14 protein-coding genes are annotated in these 19,891 nt (G+C 72.9%); 3 read left to right on the top strand and 11 right to left on the bottom strand.

Features of this window, described 5'->3' with window-relative positions:
* Positions 1–40: 40 nt before the first annotated feature.
* Both ACGF13_RS32465 and ACGF13_RS32460 read right to left on the bottom strand, forming a co-directional pair.
* Positions 41–739, bottom strand: a complete 699-nt coding sequence (locus ACGF13_RS32465; protein ID WP_392882118.1) for a hypothetical protein — start codon at positions 737–739, stop codon at positions 41–43.
* Positions 736–1,299 (bottom strand): RNA polymerase sigma factor, encoded by a 564-nt coding sequence (locus ACGF13_RS32460; protein WP_392882116.1) that lies wholly within the window; start codon positions 1,297–1,299, stop codon positions 736–738. The genes ACGF13_RS32465 and ACGF13_RS32460 overlap by 4 nt, the downstream gene beginning before the upstream one ends.
* A 406-nt stretch (positions 1,300–1,705) precedes the next feature.
* On the opposite strand from ACGF13_RS32460, the gene ACGF13_RS32455 reads away from it, so the two are divergent.
* Positions 1,706–2,536, top strand: a complete 831-nt coding sequence (locus tag ACGF13_RS32455) for an SAM-dependent methyltransferase (protein WP_392882113.1) — start codon at positions 1,706–1,708, stop codon at positions 2,534–2,536.
* Between the two features lie 150 nt (positions 2,537–2,686).
* Here the strand turns inward: ACGF13_RS32455 and dnaE are convergent, their stop codons facing one another.
* Positions 2,687–6,250, bottom strand: a complete 3,564-nt coding sequence (gene dnaE, locus ACGF13_RS32450) for a DNA polymerase III subunit alpha (protein WP_392882111.1) — start codon at positions 6,248–6,250, stop codon at positions 2,687–2,689.
* Between the two features lie 368 nt (positions 6,251–6,618).
* Here dnaE and ACGF13_RS32445 point away from each other — a divergent pair, with 368 nt between their 5' ends.
* Both ACGF13_RS32445 and ACGF13_RS32440 read left to right on the top strand, forming a co-directional pair.
* The gene (locus tag ACGF13_RS32445; protein ID WP_392882108.1) at positions 6,619–6,939 is read left to right on the top strand and encodes a hypothetical protein; all 321 of its coding nucleotides are present in this window, start codon (positions 6,619–6,621) and stop codon (positions 6,937–6,939) included.
* 105 nt (positions 6,940–7,044) lie between these two features.
* Complete coding sequence (locus ACGF13_RS32440; RefSeq protein WP_392882105.1) at positions 7,045–7,959, top strand: Crystal protein ET79; 915 nt, start codon at positions 7,045–7,047, stop codon at positions 7,957–7,959.
* Positions 7,960–8,037: 78 nt separating this feature from the next.
* On the opposite strand, the gene ACGF13_RS32435 is transcribed toward ACGF13_RS32440, so the two are convergent.
* The 8 genes from ACGF13_RS32435 to ACGF13_RS32400 all read right to left on the bottom strand — a co-directional run bounded on the left by ACGF13_RS32435 (position 8,038) and on the right by ACGF13_RS32400 (position 19,767).
* Positions 8,038–10,746, bottom strand: a complete 2,709-nt coding sequence (locus tag ACGF13_RS32435; RefSeq protein ID WP_392882103.1) for a LuxR C-terminal-related transcriptional regulator — start codon at positions 10,744–10,746, stop codon at positions 8,038–8,040.
* Positions 10,747–11,080: 334 nt separating this feature from the next.
* Complete coding sequence (locus ACGF13_RS32430) at positions 11,081–11,326, bottom strand: helix-turn-helix domain-containing protein (RefSeq protein WP_392882101.1); 246 nt, start codon at positions 11,324–11,326, stop codon at positions 11,081–11,083.
* On the bottom strand, positions 11,275–12,036 hold the full coding sequence (locus tag ACGF13_RS32425) for a hypothetical protein (RefSeq protein WP_392882098.1): 762 nt from the start codon (positions 12,034–12,036) through the stop codon (positions 11,275–11,277). Before ACGF13_RS32425 ends, ACGF13_RS32430 begins: the two co-directional genes overlap by 52 nt.
* Before the next feature lie 117 nt (positions 12,037–12,153).
* Entirely contained in the window at positions 12,154–12,972 is an 819-nt protein-coding gene (locus ACGF13_RS32420; RefSeq protein ID WP_392882095.1) for a carbohydrate ABC transporter permease, read from the bottom strand.
* Entirely contained in the window at positions 12,969–13,907 is a 939-nt protein-coding gene (locus ACGF13_RS32415) for a carbohydrate ABC transporter permease (protein WP_392882093.1), read from the bottom strand. Before ACGF13_RS32415 ends, ACGF13_RS32420 begins: the two co-directional genes overlap by 4 nt.
* Positions 13,879–15,138 (bottom strand): ABC transporter substrate-binding protein, encoded by a 1,260-nt coding sequence (locus tag ACGF13_RS32410; RefSeq protein ID WP_392882091.1) that lies wholly within the window; start codon positions 15,136–15,138, stop codon positions 13,879–13,881. Before ACGF13_RS32410 ends, ACGF13_RS32415 begins: the two co-directional genes overlap by 29 nt.
* Before the next feature lie 165 nt (positions 15,139–15,303).
* A complete protein-coding gene (locus ACGF13_RS32405) occupies positions 15,304–18,051 on the bottom strand; it encodes an AAA family ATPase (protein WP_392882089.1) in 2,748 nt (915 codons plus the stop codon).
* A gap of 111 nt (positions 18,052–18,162) precedes the next feature.
* Positions 18,163–19,767, bottom strand: a complete 1,605-nt coding sequence (locus ACGF13_RS32400; protein ID WP_392882086.1) for an MFS transporter — start codon at positions 19,765–19,767, stop codon at positions 18,163–18,165.
* Positions 19,768–19,891: the final 124 nt, after the last annotated feature.

The following is a 19,891-nucleotide window of genomic DNA, read 5'->3' as shown; positions in this document are numbered from 1 at the left end:
ATGCCCGGGGCGGGTGCCAGGGGCGGGTCCGGGCCGGGGGTCAGAGGTGGCGGGAGTGTCTGGAGGCGTGGGCGAGGTCGTCCACGAGGGTGGGGGAGGGCTGGGGGATCTCGCCGTGGTCCTCGTCGTCGGAGTGGACGGGCAGCTGGTGGACGACGGCGGCGACGCGGGCCGGCAGGCGCAGTGTCAGGCCCTCGTGGCAGGCGGCGAGGGTCTCGGCCCACACGGCGGGCGGGAGCGGCCGGCCGGGCCAGGGCGCGGTCGGCGCGGCCCGGTCGCGGGGTTCGGCGGCGAGCCGGTCGGCCTGGTTGCGCCAGTAGTCGGAGTCGCGGAACTCGCCGCGGCTGGCGTGCAGGAAGGACAGGCAGCTGGCGGCGGTGGTGCTGCCGCCGCCGGCGGCGAACTGCAGCCAGAACTGGCAGCCGTCGTCGTGTCCGGTCAGGTGGAGCAGCGCCGCCAGGACGAGCGCGCCGCCGGGGTGGACGCGCTGCCGGTTGTTGGTGAGGGCCTTCAGGGAGTCGGGGGCCTCGGGCTGGGCGATGATCAGGGCCGCGGCGAGGTCGAGTTCGTGGCGGGCCTGGAGGTGTTCGGCGCCCAGGGGGGATCGGGCGCGGACGAGGCGGCGCAGGTCGGGGGTGGACACGCCGTCGGGCAGCTCGACCGGTTGATCGGGTTCGTCGTCGTACCCGTAGGGCCAGTTCCAGGGGGCGGCTGCCCGGCGGTCGTGTCCCCGTGTCACTTCATGTCCTCCGTGGTGGTTTCGGCGCCGAGGAGCCGGCGGAGCCTGGCCAGGCCCTGACTGGTGGTGGTGCGGGCGTTGGTCTCGGTGATGCCGAGGTAGGTGGCGATCAGCGGGTAGTCGATTTCCAGCATGTAGCGGAGGACGATCATGTCGTACTGGCGCTCCGGCAGACGCAGGATCGCCTTGTAGAGCGCCTCGTAGTCGTTGTCGAGGTTCTCCAGGCTGATCCGGGCCTGAGCGTGGGCGCGCCGGATGGCGACGGCCCAGTCCGGGAGGACCGCCCTGGGCGGGGTCTGGCCGGTGCTCAACTCCCGGTCGGCGATGCACCGTTTGGCGATCATCCAGGCGTGGGCCTCGACGTCGGGCTGGCTCAGGACGCCGACCCAGTTCTGTCGCAGTTCCCGGCGGATGCTGCGGACCGCCTGGTCGACGAGTTCCGGGTCGTGCAGCCGCGCCCGGGCGACCGCGCGCCAGGCCTTCTCGTGGCGCTCGCAGAACGGCCGGTACGACAGTCGGTGAGTGGGCCGAACCGCTGCCCACTCGTCGTCACTGGTCAATGATCCTCCTCGTCGGCCCCGGGGGGACGACGTTCGGCCGACCCGGGGTCGGGCACGGTGGGGTCCGTGGAGGACTCGCCGTCCTCCCTACGGACATCCAATCGTTCCGGGGAGTCGAATGTGAAGGCAATCACAAAAAGGCTTATACGACCTGACATATGACGATGAGTTAAATGATGATCAGTCATATTCGATCGGAAGCAATCGGGTTGGGCTCCGGGTCGGCCGCACCACGTCGAGCCGGGCAGCCCGCGCCCGGCGGGGCGGGACGGCACCTTGATTGTCCGCGGCGGGGTGTGGGCATAGTGGACGATGGCCCGCGCCAGGGGTTCGCCACACCTCGCCACGGGGTTCGTGGTGCGCGCCGGCCTGCGGGCGTGACAACAGCCGACGCAGGGGGAAACGCATGGCAGCAGAGCAGCACGACGACACCGTCACACCGTCGGACGCCGAGGTCAACCTCGCCATCCACCGCCCGCACACGGCACGGATGTACGACTACTTCCTCGACGGCACGACCAACTTCCCCGCCGACCGGGAGGCCGCCGGACACGCCCTCGCCGTCTTCCCGCAGGCCCCGTTCGCGGCCCGCGCCAACCGGGCCTTCATGCACCGCGCCACCCGCGCGCTCGCCCGGAGCGGCATCACCCAGTTCCTCGACATCGGCACCGGGATCCCCACCTCGCCCAACCTCCACGAGATCGCCCAGCGGACCGAACCGCGGGCCAGGATCGTCTACGCCGACAACGACCCCATCGTCCTCACCCACGCCCAGGCCCTCCTCCACAGCAGCCCCGAAGGGCGCACCGCGTACGTCCAGGCCGACGTCCGCGAGCCCGAGGCCCTGTTGGAGGCGGTCCGGGCCACCGGTGTGCTCGACTTCACCCGGCCGATAGCCCTGAGCCTGGTCGCCCTGCTCCACTTCGTCCCCGAGGGCGCCCACGAGATCGCCGAGACCCTCAGGAACGCGATGACGGTCCGCGGTTCGGCTCTCGTGATGAGCCACTTCACCCCCGACTACGCCCCCCAGGACGCGGCCCGCATGGAACGGGTCTACCGCGACAACGGCAACCCCGTCCGGGCCCGCGACCACGACGAGTTCAGCCGGTTCTTCACCGGCTGGGACCTCCTCGACCCCGGCATCACCTCCACCCCCCGCTGGCGCCCCGAGCCGGACGCCGAACGGATCAGCGACGCTCAGGCGTCCTGCCTGGCCGCCGTGGCCGTCCGTCCCTGACCGGCCCTCGACGCCAGTCTGGCAGGCCGCCGCCCCCGATGTGAAAGGCCGTCGCGACGAATTCGCACCGGACCTTCGACCGCCCTCCGAAGGAGTCGGCGCCCCCGGGCCCGGACCGTGACGTCCGGGCCCGGACCGTGACGCCCTGGGTCAGGACCGGATGCTCGCTCCCGCCCAGGCCCGGTTGCCCAGGAGGGTCTTGATGTCCGAGGCGAGCCCGTTGTCCGGGTTCACCCGGAATCCGAGCTCGTAGAGGGTGTTCTTGTCCCAGTTGGTGGTGAGCAGCCGGACCGGGACGTCGCCGGGGTGGGACTGGAGGGCGAGTTTGAGTTCGGCGACGACCCGGGGGTTGATCCGGGCGGCGGGGACGGTGATGTGCACGGGCGGCTTGGTGCCGAGTTCGGCGGAGGAGACGTCGAGGGTGGTGATCTCCTGGCCGAAGACGCTCAGTGACCCGTCGCGCTCGTTGAGCCGGCCGCGGATCGAGATCACGTTGTCCTCGATCATCTGCTCGGCCATCAGGTTGTAGGTCGCGGGGAAGAACAGCACCTCGACCGAGCCGTCGCGGTCGGCGAGGGTGATGATCGCCCACGCGTTGCCGGCCTTGTTGATCCGCCGGTCGACGCCGGTGATCAGCCCGGCGAGGCGCACCTCGCCCTCGGAGCGGCCGGAGCCGAGGAGTTCGGCGATCGAGGTGTCGCGGCTCTGGGAGAGGATGTGCTCGGCGCCGTCGAGCGGGTGGCTGGAGACGTAGAGGCCGAGCATCTCGCGTTCCAGGGCGAGGAGTTGGCGGCGCGGCCACTCGTTCTCGGTGAGCTGGAAGTCCAGTCCGATGCTGGGCCCGCCGTCGCCGCCGTCGAGGGCGCCGAACAGGTCGTCCTGCCCGATGGCCTGCTGCTTCTTCACCCCGGTGACGGCGTCGATCGCGCTCTCGTGCACGGTGCTGAGCGAGAGCCGGGAGTGGCCGAGCGAGTCGAAGGCGCCGGCCTTGATCAGGGAGTCGACGGTGCGCTTGTTGCACACCACCAGTTCGACCTTGTCCAGGAAGTCGGCGAAGGAGGTGTACTTGCCCTGTTCGTCGCGGGTGCGCACGAGGGACTCGATCACGGGCACGCCGACGTTGCGCACCGCCTTGAGGCCGAAGCGGACGTCGCTGCCGACGGCGGTGAAGTCGACCACCGACTCGTTGACGTCGGGGGAGAGCATCTTGATGCCCATCTGCCGGCACTCGGCCAGGTAGACCGCCATCTTGTCCTTGTCGTCGGCGACCGACGTGAGCAGGGCGGCCATGTACTCGGCGGGGTAGTTGGCCTTGAGGTAGGCGGTCTGGTAGGAGACCAGGCCGTACGCGGCGGAGTGCGACTTGTTGAACGCGTAGCCGGCGAACGGGACCAGGACGTCCCAGACCGCCTGGATGGCCTCGTCGGAGTAGCCGCGTTCCTTGCAGCCGGCGTGGAAGGGGACGAACTCCTTCTCCAGCACCTCCTTCTTCTTCTTGCCCATCGCCCGGCGGAGCAGGTCGGCCTGGCCGAGCGAGTAGCCGGCGAGGACCTGGGCGGCACGCTGGACCTGCTCCTGGTAGACGATCAGGCCGTAGGTGGGGCCGAGGACCTCCTTGAGGGGCTCCTCCAGCTCGGGGTGGATCGGGATGATCTCCTGCTGGGCGTTCTTGCGCAGCGCGTAGTTGGTGTGCGAGTTCATGCCCATCGGGCCGGGCCGGTACAGCGCCGAGACGGCGGAGATGTCGGCGAACTCGGTGGGCTTCATCAGCTTGAGCAGGGCGCGCATGGGGCCGCCGTCGAGCTGGAACACGCCGAGGGTGTCGCCGCGGGCGAGCAGCTGGTAGGTGGTGGGGTCGTCGATCGGGATCTTCTCGATGTCGACGTCGACGCCCCGGTTGGCCTTCACGATCTTGATGCAGTGGTCGATGATGCCCAGGTTCCGCAGACCCAGGAAGTCCATCTTGATCAGGCCCATGGCTTCGCACGACGGGTAGTCGAAGCCGGTGATGATGGTGCCGTCCTTGTCCCGCATGTGCAGCGGGATCAGGTCGAGCAGCGGCGTCGAGGAGAGGATCACCGCGGCCGCGTGCACGCCGGTGCCGCGGATCAGGCCCTCGATGCCGAGGCCGGTGTCGATGATCTTCTTGACGTCCGGCTCGTTCGCGTAGAGCCCCCGGATCTCGGTGCCCTCGTTGTACCGGGGGTGCTTCTCGTTGAAGAGGTCGGCCAGCGGGACGCCCTTGCCCATCACGTCCGGCGGCATCGCCTTGGTGATCCGGTCGCCCATCGAGAACGGGTAGCCGAGGATCCGGTTGGCGTCCTTGACGGCCGCCTTGGCCTTGATCGTGCCGAAGGTGTTGACCTGCGCGGTGTACGCGGAGCCGTACTTCTCGGTGACGTAGCGCACCATCTGGTCGCGTTGGCGATCGTCGAAGTCGATGTCGACGTCCGGCGGGTTGATGCGCTCGGGGTTGAGGAAGCGCTCGAACAGCAGGTCGTGTTCCAGCGGGTCGAGCTGGGTGATGCCGGTCAGGTAGGCGACCATCGAGCCGGCCGCCGAGCCACGGCCGGGGCCGACCGGGATGCCGTTGTCGCGGCCGTACTGGCAGATGTCGGCGACCACGAGGAAGTAGGCGTCGAACCCCATCGGGGTGATCACGCCCATCTCCAGCTCGACCCGGTCAAGCACCTCCTGGCTCGGGTTGTCGCCGTAGCGGTGCTGGAGGCCGGCCGCGATCTTCTTGCGCAGGTACGAGGCCTGGGTCTCGCCCTCGGGCACGTCGAACTGCGGCATCCGGTCGACGTAGGTGAAGACCTCCTCGTACGACTCGACCCGCTCGGCGATGGCCAGGGTGTTGTCGCAGGCCTCCGGGAGGTCGCGGAACAGCTCGCGCATCTCCTCGGCGGTCTTCACGTAGTAGCCCGAGCCGTTGAACTTGAAGCGGTTCGGGTCGTCCTTGTTCTTGCCCACGCCGACGCAGAGCAGGCTGTCGTGGGCGTCGGCCTGGTCGGCGGTCACGTAGTGCGAGTCGTTGGTGGCCAGCAGGGGGATGTTCAGCTGCTTGGCGAGCCGGAGCAGGTCCTCGCGGACGTCGCGCTCGATGTCCAGGCCGTGGTCCATCAGCTCCAGGAAGTAGTTCTCCTTGCCGAAGATGTCCTGGTACGCGCCCGCGGCCTTCACGGCCTCCTCGTACTGGCCGAGCCGCAGCCGGGTCTGCACCTCGCCGGAGGGGCAGCCGGTGGTGGCGATGATGCCCTCGGCGTTCGCGGCGATCAGCTCGCGGTCCATCCGGGGCTTCATGTAGTAGCCCTCCATCGACGCGAGGGAGGAGAGCTTGAACAGGTTGCGCAGGCCGGTGGCGTTCTGTGCCCACATCGTCATGTGGGTGTAGCGGCCGCCGCCGGACACGTCCTTGCCGCCCTCGCCGTCGGCGCCGGTCGGGCGCTGGCCGCCGGGCGACCAGAACACCTGCTTCTTCAGGAAGCGCGAGGACGGCGCCACGTACGCCTCGATGCCGATGATCGGCTTGACGCCGGTCTTCGCGGCGGCGTGGAAGAACTCGTAGGCGCCGAACATGTTGCCGTGGTCGCTCATCGCGATGGCGGGCATGCCCTGTCTCTCCGCCTCGGCGAACAGCTTGCCGTTCTTCGCCGCTCCGTCCAGCATCGAGTACTCGGTGTGGACGTGCAGGTGCGCGAAGCTGTCGGACACGGCGCTGTGCTCCTGGGACGGGTGTCGGGAGGGGGAGCGGTCCACGCTAGCCGATCGGCGGCGGTGACGCGCCGGGCGGGGGTCGGTTGCCGAGACCTTGACGCATCCTTCCCGCTTCCCTGACGGGCCCTGCGCGTTCGCGACGGAGCCGGGACCACCGTCGACCGAACTCGTTGCAGCGGGTGGGCCGTTGCGCGCCGTTCGGGTGCCCGCGGGAGCCAGGGCGGGCCAAGTTCGCGGTTTTCCACGATGCCCGGGCGTGGTGGCCGCGTGCCAGTCTGTGACTGCCACCGCAGCCCGCGACCGGGCCGGGCGGATCCGTCACAGGGGACCGGCCGTTCGCGGGGAACTCCAGGAAGGAAATTGTCATGAACAGGCGAATCCGTGCGGCCTCGCTCTGCGCCGTGCTCGCCGCCGCGGTCCTCGTCGGCGGTACGGCCCAGGCCTACGCGGCCGCGGCCTCCCCCGCCCAGGCACCGGCCGCGGCGCCCGCGGCCGTCACGCCCGTCGCCCAGGAAGGCGCGTCGGCGCTCGCGATCGACATCTGGCGCTGGGTCGGCCGGTACGACTCGCACCTCGCCGCGGAGGTGGCGTACTGGGTGCTGTACGGCATGGGGAGCGCCGTGATGATGAAGATCGAGCAGACCTACGCCGACAACGCGCCGAGGTGGGAGCTCTACATCCAGTGAGCCCCCGGCGCCGGCACCGAGCCGCGCCGCCCGCCGATGCGAACAAGGCGAGCGTGACACACGTCCGTTCGCCCAGCCTCGAAGAGAGTTGGTAGACCCATGCGCATGACCTCCATGACCGGTCTGGGCCGTACGGCCGCAGGAGCGCTCACCGCCGTGCTGATGGCGGCCGGAGCGGTCGCCCTCGCCCCGTCCGCGCAGGCCGCCGCCGGACAGGCCACCGGGCCGCAGGCGTCCGCGGAGCAGGGCCCGGCCGCCGGGAGCCCGTCGGCGGGCGTGCCGCTGCTCGCCGCGGATCGTTCCACGAAGGTCACGCTGTCCAACAGCACCGGGTCCGGCCTGACCAAGACGTGGGAGAAGCTCGACCACGGCTGCTGGACGAACGACATGCTGCCGTCCGACTACATCCCCAACGGCAAGTCGGCCAGCTGGCAGAGCGAGTCCTGCGGGTTCGCGACCGGGACGGAGGGGAGCATCACCTACACCCTCGCCGACGGCGGCGAGGTCAAGCTGCACTGGAACAACCCCTACTGGGGCAGCAACGGCTACAGCTGCGACGTCCCGGACGGCTACACCTGTTCCAGGAGCGGCGGCAGCGGGGACAACGCCTCCACCACGTTCAGCATCGGGAAGAAGTCCAAGGCCGCCGCGGCGCCCGCCCTGATGAGCGCCTCCCGGAGCACGAGCGTCAACCTGACCAACAACTCGGGGAAGCTGCTCACCCGTTCCGGCGCGAGCCTGCAGTGGGGGATCTGGTCCGACGGCATGATGCCGCCCTCCATGGTCCAGTCCGGTGTCACCGCGAAGTGGGCGAGTGAGTCGGAGGGCTTCATGACCGGCACGGAGGGCACGGTCACCTTCAACGTGGTCGGCGAGCAGAACGGTGTCACGGTGCACTGGAACAACCCCTACTGGGGCGGCAACGGCTACAGCTGCGACGCGCCGTCCGGCTACAAGTGCACCTGGCAGGGCGGCAGCGGTGACAACGCCGCGGTCTCCTTCACCCTGTCCAAGGCCTGATCACGCCGGATCGAACCGGTGCCGCCCTCGTCCGGGCCGGGTGCTCCGCACCCCGGGCGAGGGCGGCGCGCGTCCTGGCTAGAGCGCTGCCACGAGTTGGGTGCGCCGGGCGATCCGCAGCTTCCGGTAGGCGTTGGTGAGGTGGGTCTCCACGGTGCGGCGGGTGAGGCACAGCGCGGAGGAGATCTGGGCGTTGGTGTGCCCCGCCGCCGCCAGTTCGGCCACCCGCCGTTCGGCGGAGGTCAGCGTGTGCCCGCCGTTCCTGTTCCGCACTCCGCCGCCGCGCAGTGCCTGCTCCGTCAGGTCGAGGAGGCGGCCGGCGGGACGGCCGTCGGCGCCCGGTCCGCCGGCCGGGTCGCCGGGCACCCGTACGGGTCCGGCCAGCCGCTGGGCCACGGTGTGCGCCTCGCGCAGGGTGTCGCGGCCCTTGCGGCCGTTGCCCGCTTCCAGGTGGGCCCGGCCGAGGTCGACCAGGGTTTCGGCGAGTTCCACCGGCGCGGGACTCGTCCTGAGCAGTTCGGCGCCCTCGGTCAGCGAGCCCAGGGCCAGCTTGCCGCCCACGGCCGCGGCGTACGCCCGCAGCGCCCGGCCGACGGTGCGGGGCGTGCCCCAGGTCCGGGCGTGGCGAAGTTCCTCCTCGGCGAGTTCGCGGGCCTCCTCCCGCCGGCCGAGCCGCACCAGGGCCAGTGCCGCCCCGGAGCGCCACGGCGTGGCGACCGGGCTGACGAAGTCATGGGCGCTCTGGCCGGCTCCGCAGGCCAGGTAGTCGTCGAGGGCCGCCTGCCAGTCGCCGTCCGCCGCGTGCAACAGGGCCCGGGTGTAGCCGAGTTCGTTCCACTCCCAGGAGCTGTCGCTGCCGGACGGGCCGACCAGGGCCACCGCCTCCCACGCCTCGGCGCGCCGACCGGTCTCGCGCCGGGCGGTCGCCACCATGGCCGCCAGGTGCGGCAGCCGGACGCCCTGTCCGGCGGTCGCCTCCACCAGCGGGGCGTTCTCGGCGATGACGCGGTCGAACTCGCCCGCCCAGAGTGCCGCCTCGGCCCGGACGCTGAGCAGGCACTGCAGTCCCACGTCCGTGAGGTCCGGGGGGACGGGCGGGACGGGCAGGCACAGGGCGGCCAGCTTGCGGGCCTCCTCCAGGCAGTCCGCCCACTGCAGCAGGGTGGCGGCGCTGCCGAGCCAGGCGGTCCGCAGCCGCGGGTCCACCGGGGCCGCCAGGCGCGGCCGGACCCGGGCGAGCGCCTCGGCCGCCGAGCAGAGGCCGGCCCCGGCCTCGTACTCGGTGATCAGCCCGCACACCAGCGGCTCGATGGCGGGGGGTGCGGTCGGGGCGAGCGCGCGCAGACCGGCGACGGCGCCGCGCCAGGCGTCGTTGTCGTGCGAGGAGACGAGCGCGCCGAGGGTCTGCAGCACCTGGACGAGCTCGTCGCCGTCGGCGACGAGACTGGCTTGGCGCAGGACCCGTAGCGCGGTGTCGGGATCCCGGCCCGCGACCAGGGCCGCGCTGAGCGCGGTCGCCGCGGTCGCCCGTTCCCGGTGGCAGGTGTGCAGGTCCAGGCCGGTGTGGAGCCGGCGGATGGCCGCGGTCGCGTTGTTCGGCAGCTCCAGGGCGCCGAGGCGCAGGGCGAGGGCGGCGCGCCGTTGCGGGTCGAGCGGGCCGCTCAGGGCGTGGCGCAGGTACCCGGCGGACTCCGCGGGCCGGCCGGCGCGCAGTGCCTCCTCGGCGGCCTCGGCCAGGGTGCGGGTCATCCACGGCTCGCCGGGCCGGTCCAGGTGCAGGAGCCGGGAGGCGACGGCGGTCGCGGGCGCGCCGTTCTCGTCGAGCAGTTCCGCGATCCGGGTGTGCAGCGCGGCGACCTCCTGCGGCTCGGCGGCGGCCAGCACGGCCTCCCGGGCGAAGGGGTGGCTCAGCAGCCGGCTCAGCCGGCGCACCGACCGCTCGCCCGGGGGCCGCCCGGACGGGCAGAGGCCGGCGAGCCGGTGGAGCAGGGCGGGGTCGGCGGGCGTCCCGCCCTCGGCCGCGACGGCGACGGCGATGCAGGTGTGGCGCAGGCACGGATCGGCTTCCCGCCGCAGCCAGTCGGCGATCGCGTCGCGGTAGCGGCCGCGCGGGCGGGCGGACGGCAGGAGGGGGAGCGGCCCGTCGGCGAGGTCGGCGACGAGCGCCCGTACCAGGGTCGGGTTGCCGGCGCCGGCCTCGACGCAGGTCACGGTGGACTGCTGGTCCAGTCCGGCGGCCCGGGCGAGGCGGACGACGGCGGACACGCTGAGGGCGGGGAGGGCGACGGACACGCCCGTGGCGGGCGGGAAGGGCGCCGGGCCCGACGGGTCGGCGCACTCGGTGAGCACCAGCAGGACGGGGATGTCGGCGAGGCGCCGGGCGAGGTAGCCGATCCAGCGCCGGGACTGCTCGTCGGCGAGGTGGAGGTCGTCCACCGCGAGCAGGGCGGGCCGTTCGGCGGCGGACCGGGCCAGTCGCGTCACCAGCCCGTGGAACAGCCGCTGTTCGTCCGGTCCGGCCAGGGCGGAGAAGGGAACGGCCTCGTCGTCCGGGAACAGCTGCCGGACGAGCCCGAACGGGAACGCCGTCTCCTCCGGTACGCCGCGCGCGCGTCCGATCCGCATGGTGTCGCCGTCGGCCTGCTGCCGGACGATCGCCTCCAACGCGGTGCTCCGCCCTCTGCCGGCCACCGGCGCCGAGAGCAGGACCCAGCGGCCGCTGCCCGCTCGGGCCGATGCCGCTGCTGCCGCGGCCATGTCAAGCACCTCGTCGCGCTCCAAGAGCATGTGTCGACCAACCCCTTCGGTTGTTCGTCCCGCGGTGCCGGTCGGGGCTCGCGCCACCCGCCGGGATTCGGCCTCCGTGGCACCGGAGCCGGATGTCCGCGGGAACACCGTGACGAACTCGTTCTTGGTCGATCTTCACCCGGGTGCGGGGCGCGTCCGCTCAGCGTGTGGAAAACGGCGCGATCGTGTGCATGACCATGCTGGATCCCGCTGCTTTTATCACGTTTCACGCACGAACTTTCCGCCTGCGGAAATCCGTCGCGGCGGTGTGGTTCGCGTCGGAACGGTCCGGCTCGGCCATTCCTCGGACGCGTGTTCGGTGACCGCGGGGGCGTCAGCCCGTCGGCTTGCCGTCCGTCTGCCAGTCCCTCGGTGACATGCCGTAGGCCGTGCGGAAGGCGCGGCTGAAGTGGCTGGAGTTGGCGAAGCCCCAGCGGCGGGCGATGCCCGCCACGCCGAGCTCCGCGGCCATCGGGCGCAGCAGGTCCCGGCTGCATCGCTTCAGCCGCTGGGTCCTGATCCACCCGCCTACCGTGAGGCCGTCCTGCTGGAACAGCTTGTGGAGGAAGCGGACCGACATGAAGTTCGCCTCCGCGATGGTGGCCGGGAGAGGTCCGGGTCGCGCAGGTTGCGCAGGATGTGGTCCTTGACCCGCTCCAGCGAGGCCGCGCTCTGCGAGTCCTGTGGCCGGGTGCGCCCGGCCCGGTCGTCGACGAGCAGGGCCAGCAGGTCGAGCGCCGTGGCGGCGGCGCGGCGCCCGAGGGCCTCGTCCAGCCCGGCCGCCTGGCGCGCCATCTGCCGGAGGTAGGTCGCCAGCAGCGCGGCGCTGCCCTCGGTGCCGCTGAACGCCGTCGCGGTGAGCGCCCGCAGGTCCTCCTCCCGCACGTGGAGTTCCGCGCGGGGGAAGTGGAAGGAGGTGAAGGTGAAGTCCTCGTCGATCCTCTTGCGGAACACCCGGGAGGTGTCGGTGAAGGAGAACTCGCCGGGCCGGATGAACGTCTCCCTGCCGTCCTGCTCCTTGAGCGAGGTGCCCCGCTCCTGAACGCTGAGGATGAGCGTCGGCGAGTCGTCGTCGGTGAGCAGGCGCCGGTTGCGGGTCAAGGTCTGGGGCCCCGCCTGGACCCTCGAGATCCGCATCGGGCCGAGCGGGCGGCCGGCGATCTCCCCGGGCGACGGCACCTCCTCCAGGAGGTCCACCTCCAGCGGCACGAAGGTGTGGCACATCGCGTCGTGCCACGCCTCCGCCCGGTCGGAGGCGGAGAGCGGTGCGGTGGAGAGAGACGCGGGCACCGGGTTCCTCTCAGCTCGGTCGCCCCGGTTCGGGGATTCCGGGACAGCCTGCCGGTCGGCCCGCGGCGGGGCATCGCGTGAACACGTGAGATCAGGGAGGAGCCGTCCTCACGTGCCTCACTTGAGGGCTCCGTCGGTCGCGGCGGTGGTGACGTGGCGCTGGGCGACGACCAGCAGGACGGCGGCGGGCACGGACGCCAGGACGGCGGTGGCCATGACGGCGTTCCACTGGGTGGTGTGGGCGCCGATGTACTGGTACACGCCCAGCGTGATCGGCCGGACCGTCTCCGTGGTGGTCAGGGTGAGGGCGAAGAGGAAGTCGCTCCAGGCGAAGAGGAAGGTGAACACCGCGGCCGTGACCAACGCGTTGGTGCTCAGCGGGAGCACCACGGAGCGGAGGATCCGCAGGCTGCCGGCGCCGTCCACGCGCGCGGCGTCGACGATCTCCCGGGGGATGGTCCGCATGGACGCCCGCAGGATGACGATCGCGAACGGGACTCCCGCGGTGGAGTCGGCGAGGACCAGCCCGAGGTGGGAGTTCAGGAGCCCCAGGTCGCTGTACGCGCCGTAGAGCGCGTCGGCCACGACGATGCCCGGCACCATCTGGGTGACCAGGACGCCCAGCAGTACGAGGTCGGTGCCGCGCGGCCGCAGCCGCGTCAGCGCGTACGCCGCCGGGGCGGCGAGGGTGAGGCTGAACGCCGCGCTGCCGAGGGCCACGACGAGACTGGTGACGAGGTTGCGCCCCTGGTCGCGCAGCGCGGTGGCGTAGCCGCCGAGGTCCGGGTGGAGCGGGAACCACCCTCCCCGCAGGGTGTTGCCCGCGGGCTGGAGGGAGGCGTTGACCATCCAGTAGACGGGGAACAGCATCAGCGCGAGCAGGGCGATCCCGACGGCGGTGGAGAGCGGGCCGCGGCGGCGGGGGGCGCGTTTCACGGGCTCGCCTCCCAGGCGGCGCGGGCACGCCGGTCGGCGCGCAGGTAGGCGAGGGCGGACACCAGCGACAGGACGACGAGCAGATTGCCCATCGCGGCACCGCGCCCGAAGTCGTACTGCCGGAAGGACAGTTCGTAGGACTGGGTGGCGAGGGTCTCCGTGGCCTCGGCCGGCCCACCGCCCGTCACCACGAGGATGATGTCCAGCACCTTGAGCGTGTAGACCACGCCCAGCACCAGCACCACGCTGACCACGGGCCGCAGCAGCGGCCAGGTGATGTGGCGGAACGTCGCCAGGCGGCCGGCGCCGTCCAGCGCCGCCGCCTCGTACACCTGCGTGGGGATGTCCTGCAGACCGCCGTACAGGATCGCGGTGTTGAAGGGGATTCCGACCCAGATGTTGACGAGGACCACCGCCAGCAGCGCCTGCGAGGTGCCGGTGAGCCAGGGGACGCCGGAGGACGAGAGGTGGAGGCCGCGCAGTACCGCGTTGATCACCCCGCTGTCGGGGTCGAGCATCCACCGCCACGTCGTCCCGGAGACGACCAGCGGCAGCAGCCACGGCAGCAGCAGGAGCGAGCGCAGCAGGCCACCCAGCGGGAAGCGCCGCCGGAAGAACAGGGCGAAGGCCAGACCGACGGCGAACTGCCCCAGGACCGAGCCGGCGGTGAACAGGACCGTGGTCAGCAGGGTGGTGGGGAACCGCTCCGAGGAGAGGACCGCCGCGTAGTTCCGCAGCCCCACGAACGGTGCCTCACCGGTGTAGAAGGTCGTGACGGTGTGGTGCCGGAAGCTCGTCACGACGTTCTCGGCGAGCGGGTAGCCGAAGAACAGCAGCAGGTACGCCGCGGCCGGCGCGAGGAACATCCACCGCGCCGACCGCTCCCGGCGCCGCGGTGGGACCGGGTCAGTTCTCGGTCGCGAGCCGCTGCGCATGCCTGAGGGCTTCCTCCGGGGTCTGCTCGCCCGTCAGCGCGGACTGGATCGCGGTGTAGATCCCGGTCGCCGCCTGGGGCCACCTGACGCCGAGTTCGCCGGTACGGGCCCGCGCCGCCTCCACGCTCCCGACGAAGGCGGCCATCGACGGGGTCTGCTCGGTGTACTGGGCGGCCACCGCGGTGCGGGAGGGTACGGTGAAGTGCTGCCGGGCCGCGGTGAGCATGTTCGCCGGGCTGTTCAGACAGGCGAGGACCTGGGCGGCCTTCTCCTGCCGGGCCTTGGAGGGGCCCTTCGGGACCGTCCACACCTCGCCGCCGAGCGGGGTGACCGGGGTCTGCCCCAGCTGGGGCACGGGCACCGGGGCCACTCCCCAGTGCAGGTTCGCGTCCTGGTTCAGGGCCGGGATCCGCCACGGTCCGTTGATCATCATGGCGGTCCTCCCGGCGACGAACTGGTCGTGGACGTCGGCCTGCGTCCAGTTCAGCACGGACTTCGACATCGACCCGCTGTTCACCAGGTCCACCCACAACCGGAGCGCCTGCGCGGCCTGGGGGGTGTCCAGCTGCTTCTCGTCGCCGCCGTTGGACCACAGGAAGGGCAGGAACTGCCAGGTGCCCTCGAAGGTTGGGTTCGCGTCGACCGCCATGCCGTAGCGCCCGGGGCGGGTCAGCGCGGCGGCCGCCGCCTTCAGCTCGTCCCAGGTCCTCGGGACGGCGACACCGGCCTCGGCGAGCATGTCCTTGTTGTAGACCAGGGCGACCGTGCTGACGTTGGGGGCCAGCCCGTACACCGTGCCCTCGTAGGTGCCCGCGGACCGGATGCCCTCGGCGAAGCCGTCGGCGTCGATGCCGTACGCGTCCAGCGGGGTCAGCGCGCCGGTCCGGGCGATCTGCTGCAGGTCGGGGTTGTCGAGCATCAGCAGGTCGGGGAGGGTCCGCGACGACGCCTGCTGGAGGACCTTCGGGATGAGGGACGCCCCGGGGACGCTGGTCTGCTCGACCTTCACACCGACGCTCCGGCCGCAGGCGTCGAGCATCTCGCCCCACTGGGCGTGCTCGACATCGTCGGTGTAGTAGTCGAGCGCGGTGATGGAGGTGACCTCGCCCCCGGCCGAACCGGGGCCGGAGCCGGAACCGCTGCCGCACCCGGTGGCGGAGAGCGCCAGGAGGAGGGTTCCGGTCAGGAGGGCGGCGGTACGCCGCGCCGGCGGGCGGGCCGGTGAGAACATGCTGGTGCCTTTGTCGAGTGACGGGGTGACCTGGTCGGTCGCCGGGAGGGACCGGACTCCAGGAGCGCCGTCAAACGCGGTCCAGCCGGCCCCTTCCGTTCGAACGCCCATTAAACAGGTCGCTGTCGCCGCCATGATCGCCACCCTCCTCGACGGCCCTCCCGCTCAGCCCTCGGGCAGCGACGCGACCAGGTTGGCGAGCTGGACCCGGGAGCTGATCGACAGTTTCCGGAAGACGGCGGTCAGGTGGGTGTTGACCGTGTGCGGGGAGACGACGAGCGTCTCGGCGGCCGACCGGTTGGTGTGGCCCTGGGCGATGAGGTGCGCGACCTTCCGCTCCGAGGCCGTCAGAGCCCCCCACCCCTGGACGGGGCGCGGCGCGGCGGCCGCCTTCCGCAGGCCGGCCTCCGGCCCCTCCAGTGCGCGTCGCACCTCCTCGGCCGCGGCGTGGGCGCCCGACTCGGCGAAGGCGCCCCGGGCGTGGGCCAGCGCCGCCGTGGCGCGGTCCTTCCGCCCGGCTGCCAGGAGTGCCCGGCCGAGATCGGCGTACGCGGCGGCCCGGACCAGCCGGCGGGGGCTCTCCGCGAGCAGCTCCACGGCGTGTTCGAGTACGGCGGGGTCGTTCGCCACCAGCCCGCGGGCCTGGGCCGCGAGGCCGGTGGCGGTCGGCACCGACGGGTTGCGCCCGGCGTGGGCCTCGGCCTGCGCGGCCAGGTCCTCGGCGAGTTCGGGCGCCCCGCCGCGCAGGGCCATCCGGACCGCGGCGTCGACCCAGTCCCGCAGCAGCCGCCAGCGCATGAAGAACCCCTCCCGCTGGATCTGGCGGATCCGGTCGACGGCGAGCCCGAGGTCCCCGTCGGCCTCGGCGTGCACCGCCTCCAGGAAGCGCACCGCGGCCGTGTTTCCCGGGTTCGGCTTGACCGCCAGGCGTTCCCGCGCGGCGGCCAGGTGCTCCCGCGCCGCCTCCCGGTCGCCGCGCAGCAGGGCGAGCCGGGAGCGGATCACCCGGCCGTTCACCTGCTGGACGGGCACCCGCAGTTCGTCCTCCAGGCGCTCCATGGTCTCGAAGCCCGCCTCGGCGTCGTCGAGCCGGCCGAGCCCCAGGTCGTGCTGGCCACGGGCCCACAGCAGCATGGCCTGACGCGTCGCCACGGCCTTGTCCGCCGGCCCCAGGAGCAGGCGTTCGGCCGCCGCGAAGTCGTCCGCGTGCAGGTGCGCGACGATCTCCTCGGGGAGGAAGCCGGAGTCGATGGCGCTCAGCGCGGCGAAGCGCTCCAGCCCGAGCGCCGTCTCACCGGCGTTCAGCGCGATCTCGCCGAGCCCGGACAGGGCCAGGACGTGGGCCTCCCGGTCACCGGCGGCGGTGGCGGCGCGCAGCGCGGCCTCGCCGGCCTCACGCGCCGCGACGAGATCACGGCCACGGGACAGGGCCAGCGCGCGCAGGGCGGCCAGCCTGGCACAGATCTCCGGCGCGGAGCCGCCGGTGGTGAGCGCGGCCTCGGTCCGGCGGCGCAACTCCTCGGCGAGGTCCAGGGACCACAGCGTCCCGCCGAGGGCGGCCTGGAGCCGGCCGAAGGTCGCCAGCGGCGGCCGCTCGGCCAGCAGCCGGTCGCCCGCCGACAGCGCCTCCCGGTTCCGGCCGGCCCGGGTCAGGGTGAGGATCGCCTGCTCGCCCACGGCGAACTTCAGCGGCCCCGGCGACGGCACCAGTTCGAGGGCACGCGTCATCAGGTCGGCCGCGAGGCCCGGCGTGACCGGCAGCACGTCCTCGGCCGCCCGCCGCAGCAGCGCCACGGCCTCCTCGTCCCCGGGTACGGCTCCCCGGAGGATGTGCGGCACCGCGTCGACCGGCCGCCCGCCGGCGGCGACCAGGTGGCGCGCGGCCTCGCGGTGCAGGGCCTTGCGGGCCGACGGCGGGACGTCGGCGTAGACCGCCTGGCGCAGCAGGTCGTGCCGGAACACCAGGTGGTCGCCGTCGTCGTCCAGGAGCCCGGCCCGTACGGCCTCCTCCAGTGCCGGGACAAGTGCGGCGGCCGACTGGCCGCAGAGCGCGGCGGCGTCCTGGAAGCCGAACCTGCGGCCCAGCACCGCCCCCATCCGGAGGAAGTGCAGCGTGTCGGGCCGCAGGGAGCCGAGCCTGCCGCGCACGCCCGCCACGAGTCCGGAGGGCACGGCCTGCTCCGCGGCGTCGGCGGTCCGCAGCCCCGCCAGCAGCTCGACCGCCAGGAACGGGTTCCCGCCGGCGCCGCCGAGCAGGTCCCGTACAAAGGTGTCGGCCGCCGTTCCGAGGGCGTCGTCGGCCAGCTGGCCGATGGCCGCGCCGGACAGCGGGCCCAGGGCCACCGTGACCGTCGGAAGGTTGCCGGTCGCCGCCGCGACGACCTCCTCCGCCGGGCCGGCGGGCTCCTGTCGCGCGGTCAGCAGCCACAGCACCGGCGAGGTCCGCAGCCGGGTCGGGAGCTGCTGCAGGGCGAACCGGCTCAGCGCGTCGGCCCACTGCACGTCGTCCAGGCCGATCAGCACCGGCCCGCTGCCCGCCAGGGCCTCGACGGCCTCCGCCAGGCGCTCCACCAGCCAGATCCGCTGGTCGTGACGGCGGGCCAGATCGACGAAGGCGCCGTCGGACAACAGCGGCCGGTCGCCGTGCAGGAGACTGGCCGCCAGGGACGAGAGCGGCACGACGTGGTGCAGTTCCTCGGCCTTGCCCAGGCCGACCGCGAAACCCGCGGCCCCGGCCCGGGAGACGGCCTCGGCGAGCAGCGTGGTCTTGCCGATGCCGGGTTCCCCCTGGATCAGGGCCAGCCCTCCGCCCCCGGTGCGGGCCACCGAGGTGATCAGTGCCTGGAGCTCCTCGAGCTCGGCCTCCCGGCCGCGCAGTCCACTACGGGACAGCGGACCGCCCGACCCTGCCATGTCCGCCCTCTCCCGTCGCACCCGTCCTGCTGCCGTTCGCAGCTTCCCGAGGGTACGCCGTTCGTGGCCGCCGCTTCGCGGGCCCGCGGCACCGCCGTCCGCGAAGGCCCGTCAGCGCGCCATGGTGGCGTGGGTGACGGTCGGCTCCCGGGTGAGCAGCGTGCGGGCTTCGGCCTCGAAGGCGCGGTCGGTGCCGGTGTAGCGCCCGTGGTGCTGGGCGCAGTGCTCCGACCACGACGTCACGGTGAACGTCTCGACGAACCGCTCCGGCCGGGCGGCGTCCCGGTACAGGCCCCAGGTGACCGCTCCGGTCCGGCGCCGGGAGGCCTCCACCTTCCGCATCGCCGCGGCGAAGGCCGGACGCCGCTCCGCCCGCACCTCGTACGTCACGGTCACCAGCACCGGCCCGTCCTGCGGCGCCGGCTCGACGGCCAGCCGGGGTTCGGGCCAGGCCTCCGAGAGCGTCGGGTCGTTCTGGCCGCCGAGCAGCGGCAGCAGCCGCAGCGTCAGCACCCCGCCGAGGAGGGTCACCGCCGCCAGGAGCATCGCCACCGACACGCCGGCGTGCTGCGCCACCTGCCCCCAGACCAGCGAGCCGAGGGCGCTGCCGCCCTGGAAGACGAGCAGGTAGAAGGCGGAGGCGCGGGCCCGCACCCAGGCCGGCAGGGCGACCTGGAGGCTCGCGTTCAGGGTGGACAGCGCGGTGATCCACGCCGCTCCGGCCAGGACCAGGGCCAGGAAGGCCACCGGCACGCTGCCGCCGACGGCCAGGGCCACCAGCGCGCCCGCGAAGACGGCCCCGGCGAGCGCCAGCGAGCCGTTGCCGCCGATCCGTCGGGACACCGCCGGCAGCACCGCCGCTCCCGCGACCGCTCCCAGCCCGACGGCGCCCAGCAGCACGCCGTACCCGGCCGCACCGAGCCCGAGGGACTCGTGCGCGGACACCGGCAGCAGCGCCCACAGGGCGGAGGCGCCGGGCACGAACAGGGCGCTGCGCAGCAGGATCCGGCGGATCCGCGGTGCGCTGCGCACGTACCGGCCGCCGGCGCGCATGGCCGCCAGCAGGTGCTCGCGCTCCTGCCCCGGCCGCGGCGACCGCTCCTGGTCCCCGGGCCGCCAACCGGCCAGCACCACCAGGATCGCGAGGAAGGAGGCGGCGTTGACGGCGAAGGTCCAGCCGACCCCGAGGGCGGCGACGAGGATCCCGCCGAGGGCCGGGCCGACGGCGCGCGCCAGGTTCATGTTCACCGCCCCCAGGGCCGCGGCCTGGCGCAACTCCTCCCGGGGGACGAGCGAGGGCTGCACCGCCTGCCAGGCCGGGCCGTTGAGCGCGTTCCCGCAGCCCAGGAGGAAGGTGAGGGCCAGCAGCGTCCAGGGCCCGAGCACTCCCGCGAAGGCCAGCGCGGTCAGCACCGCGGCCACCAGCGCCATGGCGGCCTGCATCGCCAGCAGCAGGCGGCGCCGGTTCACGAGATCCGCGAGGACCCCGGCCGGCAGGGCGAGGAAGAGCACCGGCAGGCCCGCGGCGAGCTGGACCAGGGAGACCTGGCCCGCGCCGTGGCCGACCAGCAGCCACTGCGCCCCGACGGTCTGCATCCAGCTGCCCACGTTCGAGGTGAACTGGGCCAGCCAGAGGTCACGGAAGACCCGTCGGCGCAACGGCGACCAGGCCGAACCGCTCGCGGTGCCGTGTTGTCCGCCGTCGGTCCCGGTCATCGACGCACCACTCGCTCGTCCTCTCTCACACTGCCCACCGGACGCCCGACGACGCGACGGTACGGGGGAGTCGACGTCGTCGGGCGGCCCCAGGAGAGCCCCTCGCTCCCTGTCCCGGGAACGC

Origin of the sequence: Kitasatospora sp. NPDC048286 (assembly GCF_043201735.1) — a bacterium.
Taxonomy (GTDB): domain Bacteria; phylum Actinomycetota; class Actinomycetes; order Streptomycetales; family Streptomycetaceae; genus Kitasatospora.
This window is presented reverse-complemented; position numbering and strand designations above follow the sequence as displayed.

Coding starts and splice junctions, on each gene's coding strand:
- ACGF13_RS32410 (WP_392882091.1), bottom strand. CDS start 15,138: ATGTTCTCACCGGCCCGCCCGCCGGCGCGGCGTACCGCCGCCCTCCTG.
- ACGF13_RS32455 (WP_392882113.1), top strand. CDS start 1,706: ATGGCAGCAGAGCAGCACGACGACACCGTCACACCGTCGGACGCCGAG.
- ACGF13_RS32430 (WP_392882101.1), bottom strand. CDS start 11,326: ATGTCGGTCCGCTTCCTCCACAAGCTGTTCCAGCAGGACGGCCTCACG.
- ACGF13_RS32405 (WP_392882089.1), bottom strand. CDS start 18,051: ATGGCAGGGTCGGGCGGTCCGCTGTCCCGTAGTGGACTGCGCGGCCGG.
- ACGF13_RS32435 (WP_392882103.1), bottom strand. CDS start 10,746: ATGCTCTTGGAGCGCGACGAGGTGCTTGACATGGCCGCGGCAGCAGCG.
- ACGF13_RS32415 (WP_392882093.1), bottom strand. CDS start 13,907: ATGCGCAGCGGCTCGCGACCGAGAACTGACCCGGTCCCACCGCGGCGC.
- ACGF13_RS32445 (WP_392882108.1), top strand. CDS start 6,619: ATGAACAGGCGAATCCGTGCGGCCTCGCTCTGCGCCGTGCTCGCCGCC.
- ACGF13_RS32440 (WP_392882105.1), top strand. CDS start 7,045: ATGACCTCCATGACCGGTCTGGGCCGTACGGCCGCAGGAGCGCTCACC.
- ACGF13_RS32400 (WP_392882086.1), bottom strand. CDS start 19,767: ATGACCGGGACCGACGGCGGACAACACGGCACCGCGAGCGGTTCGGCC.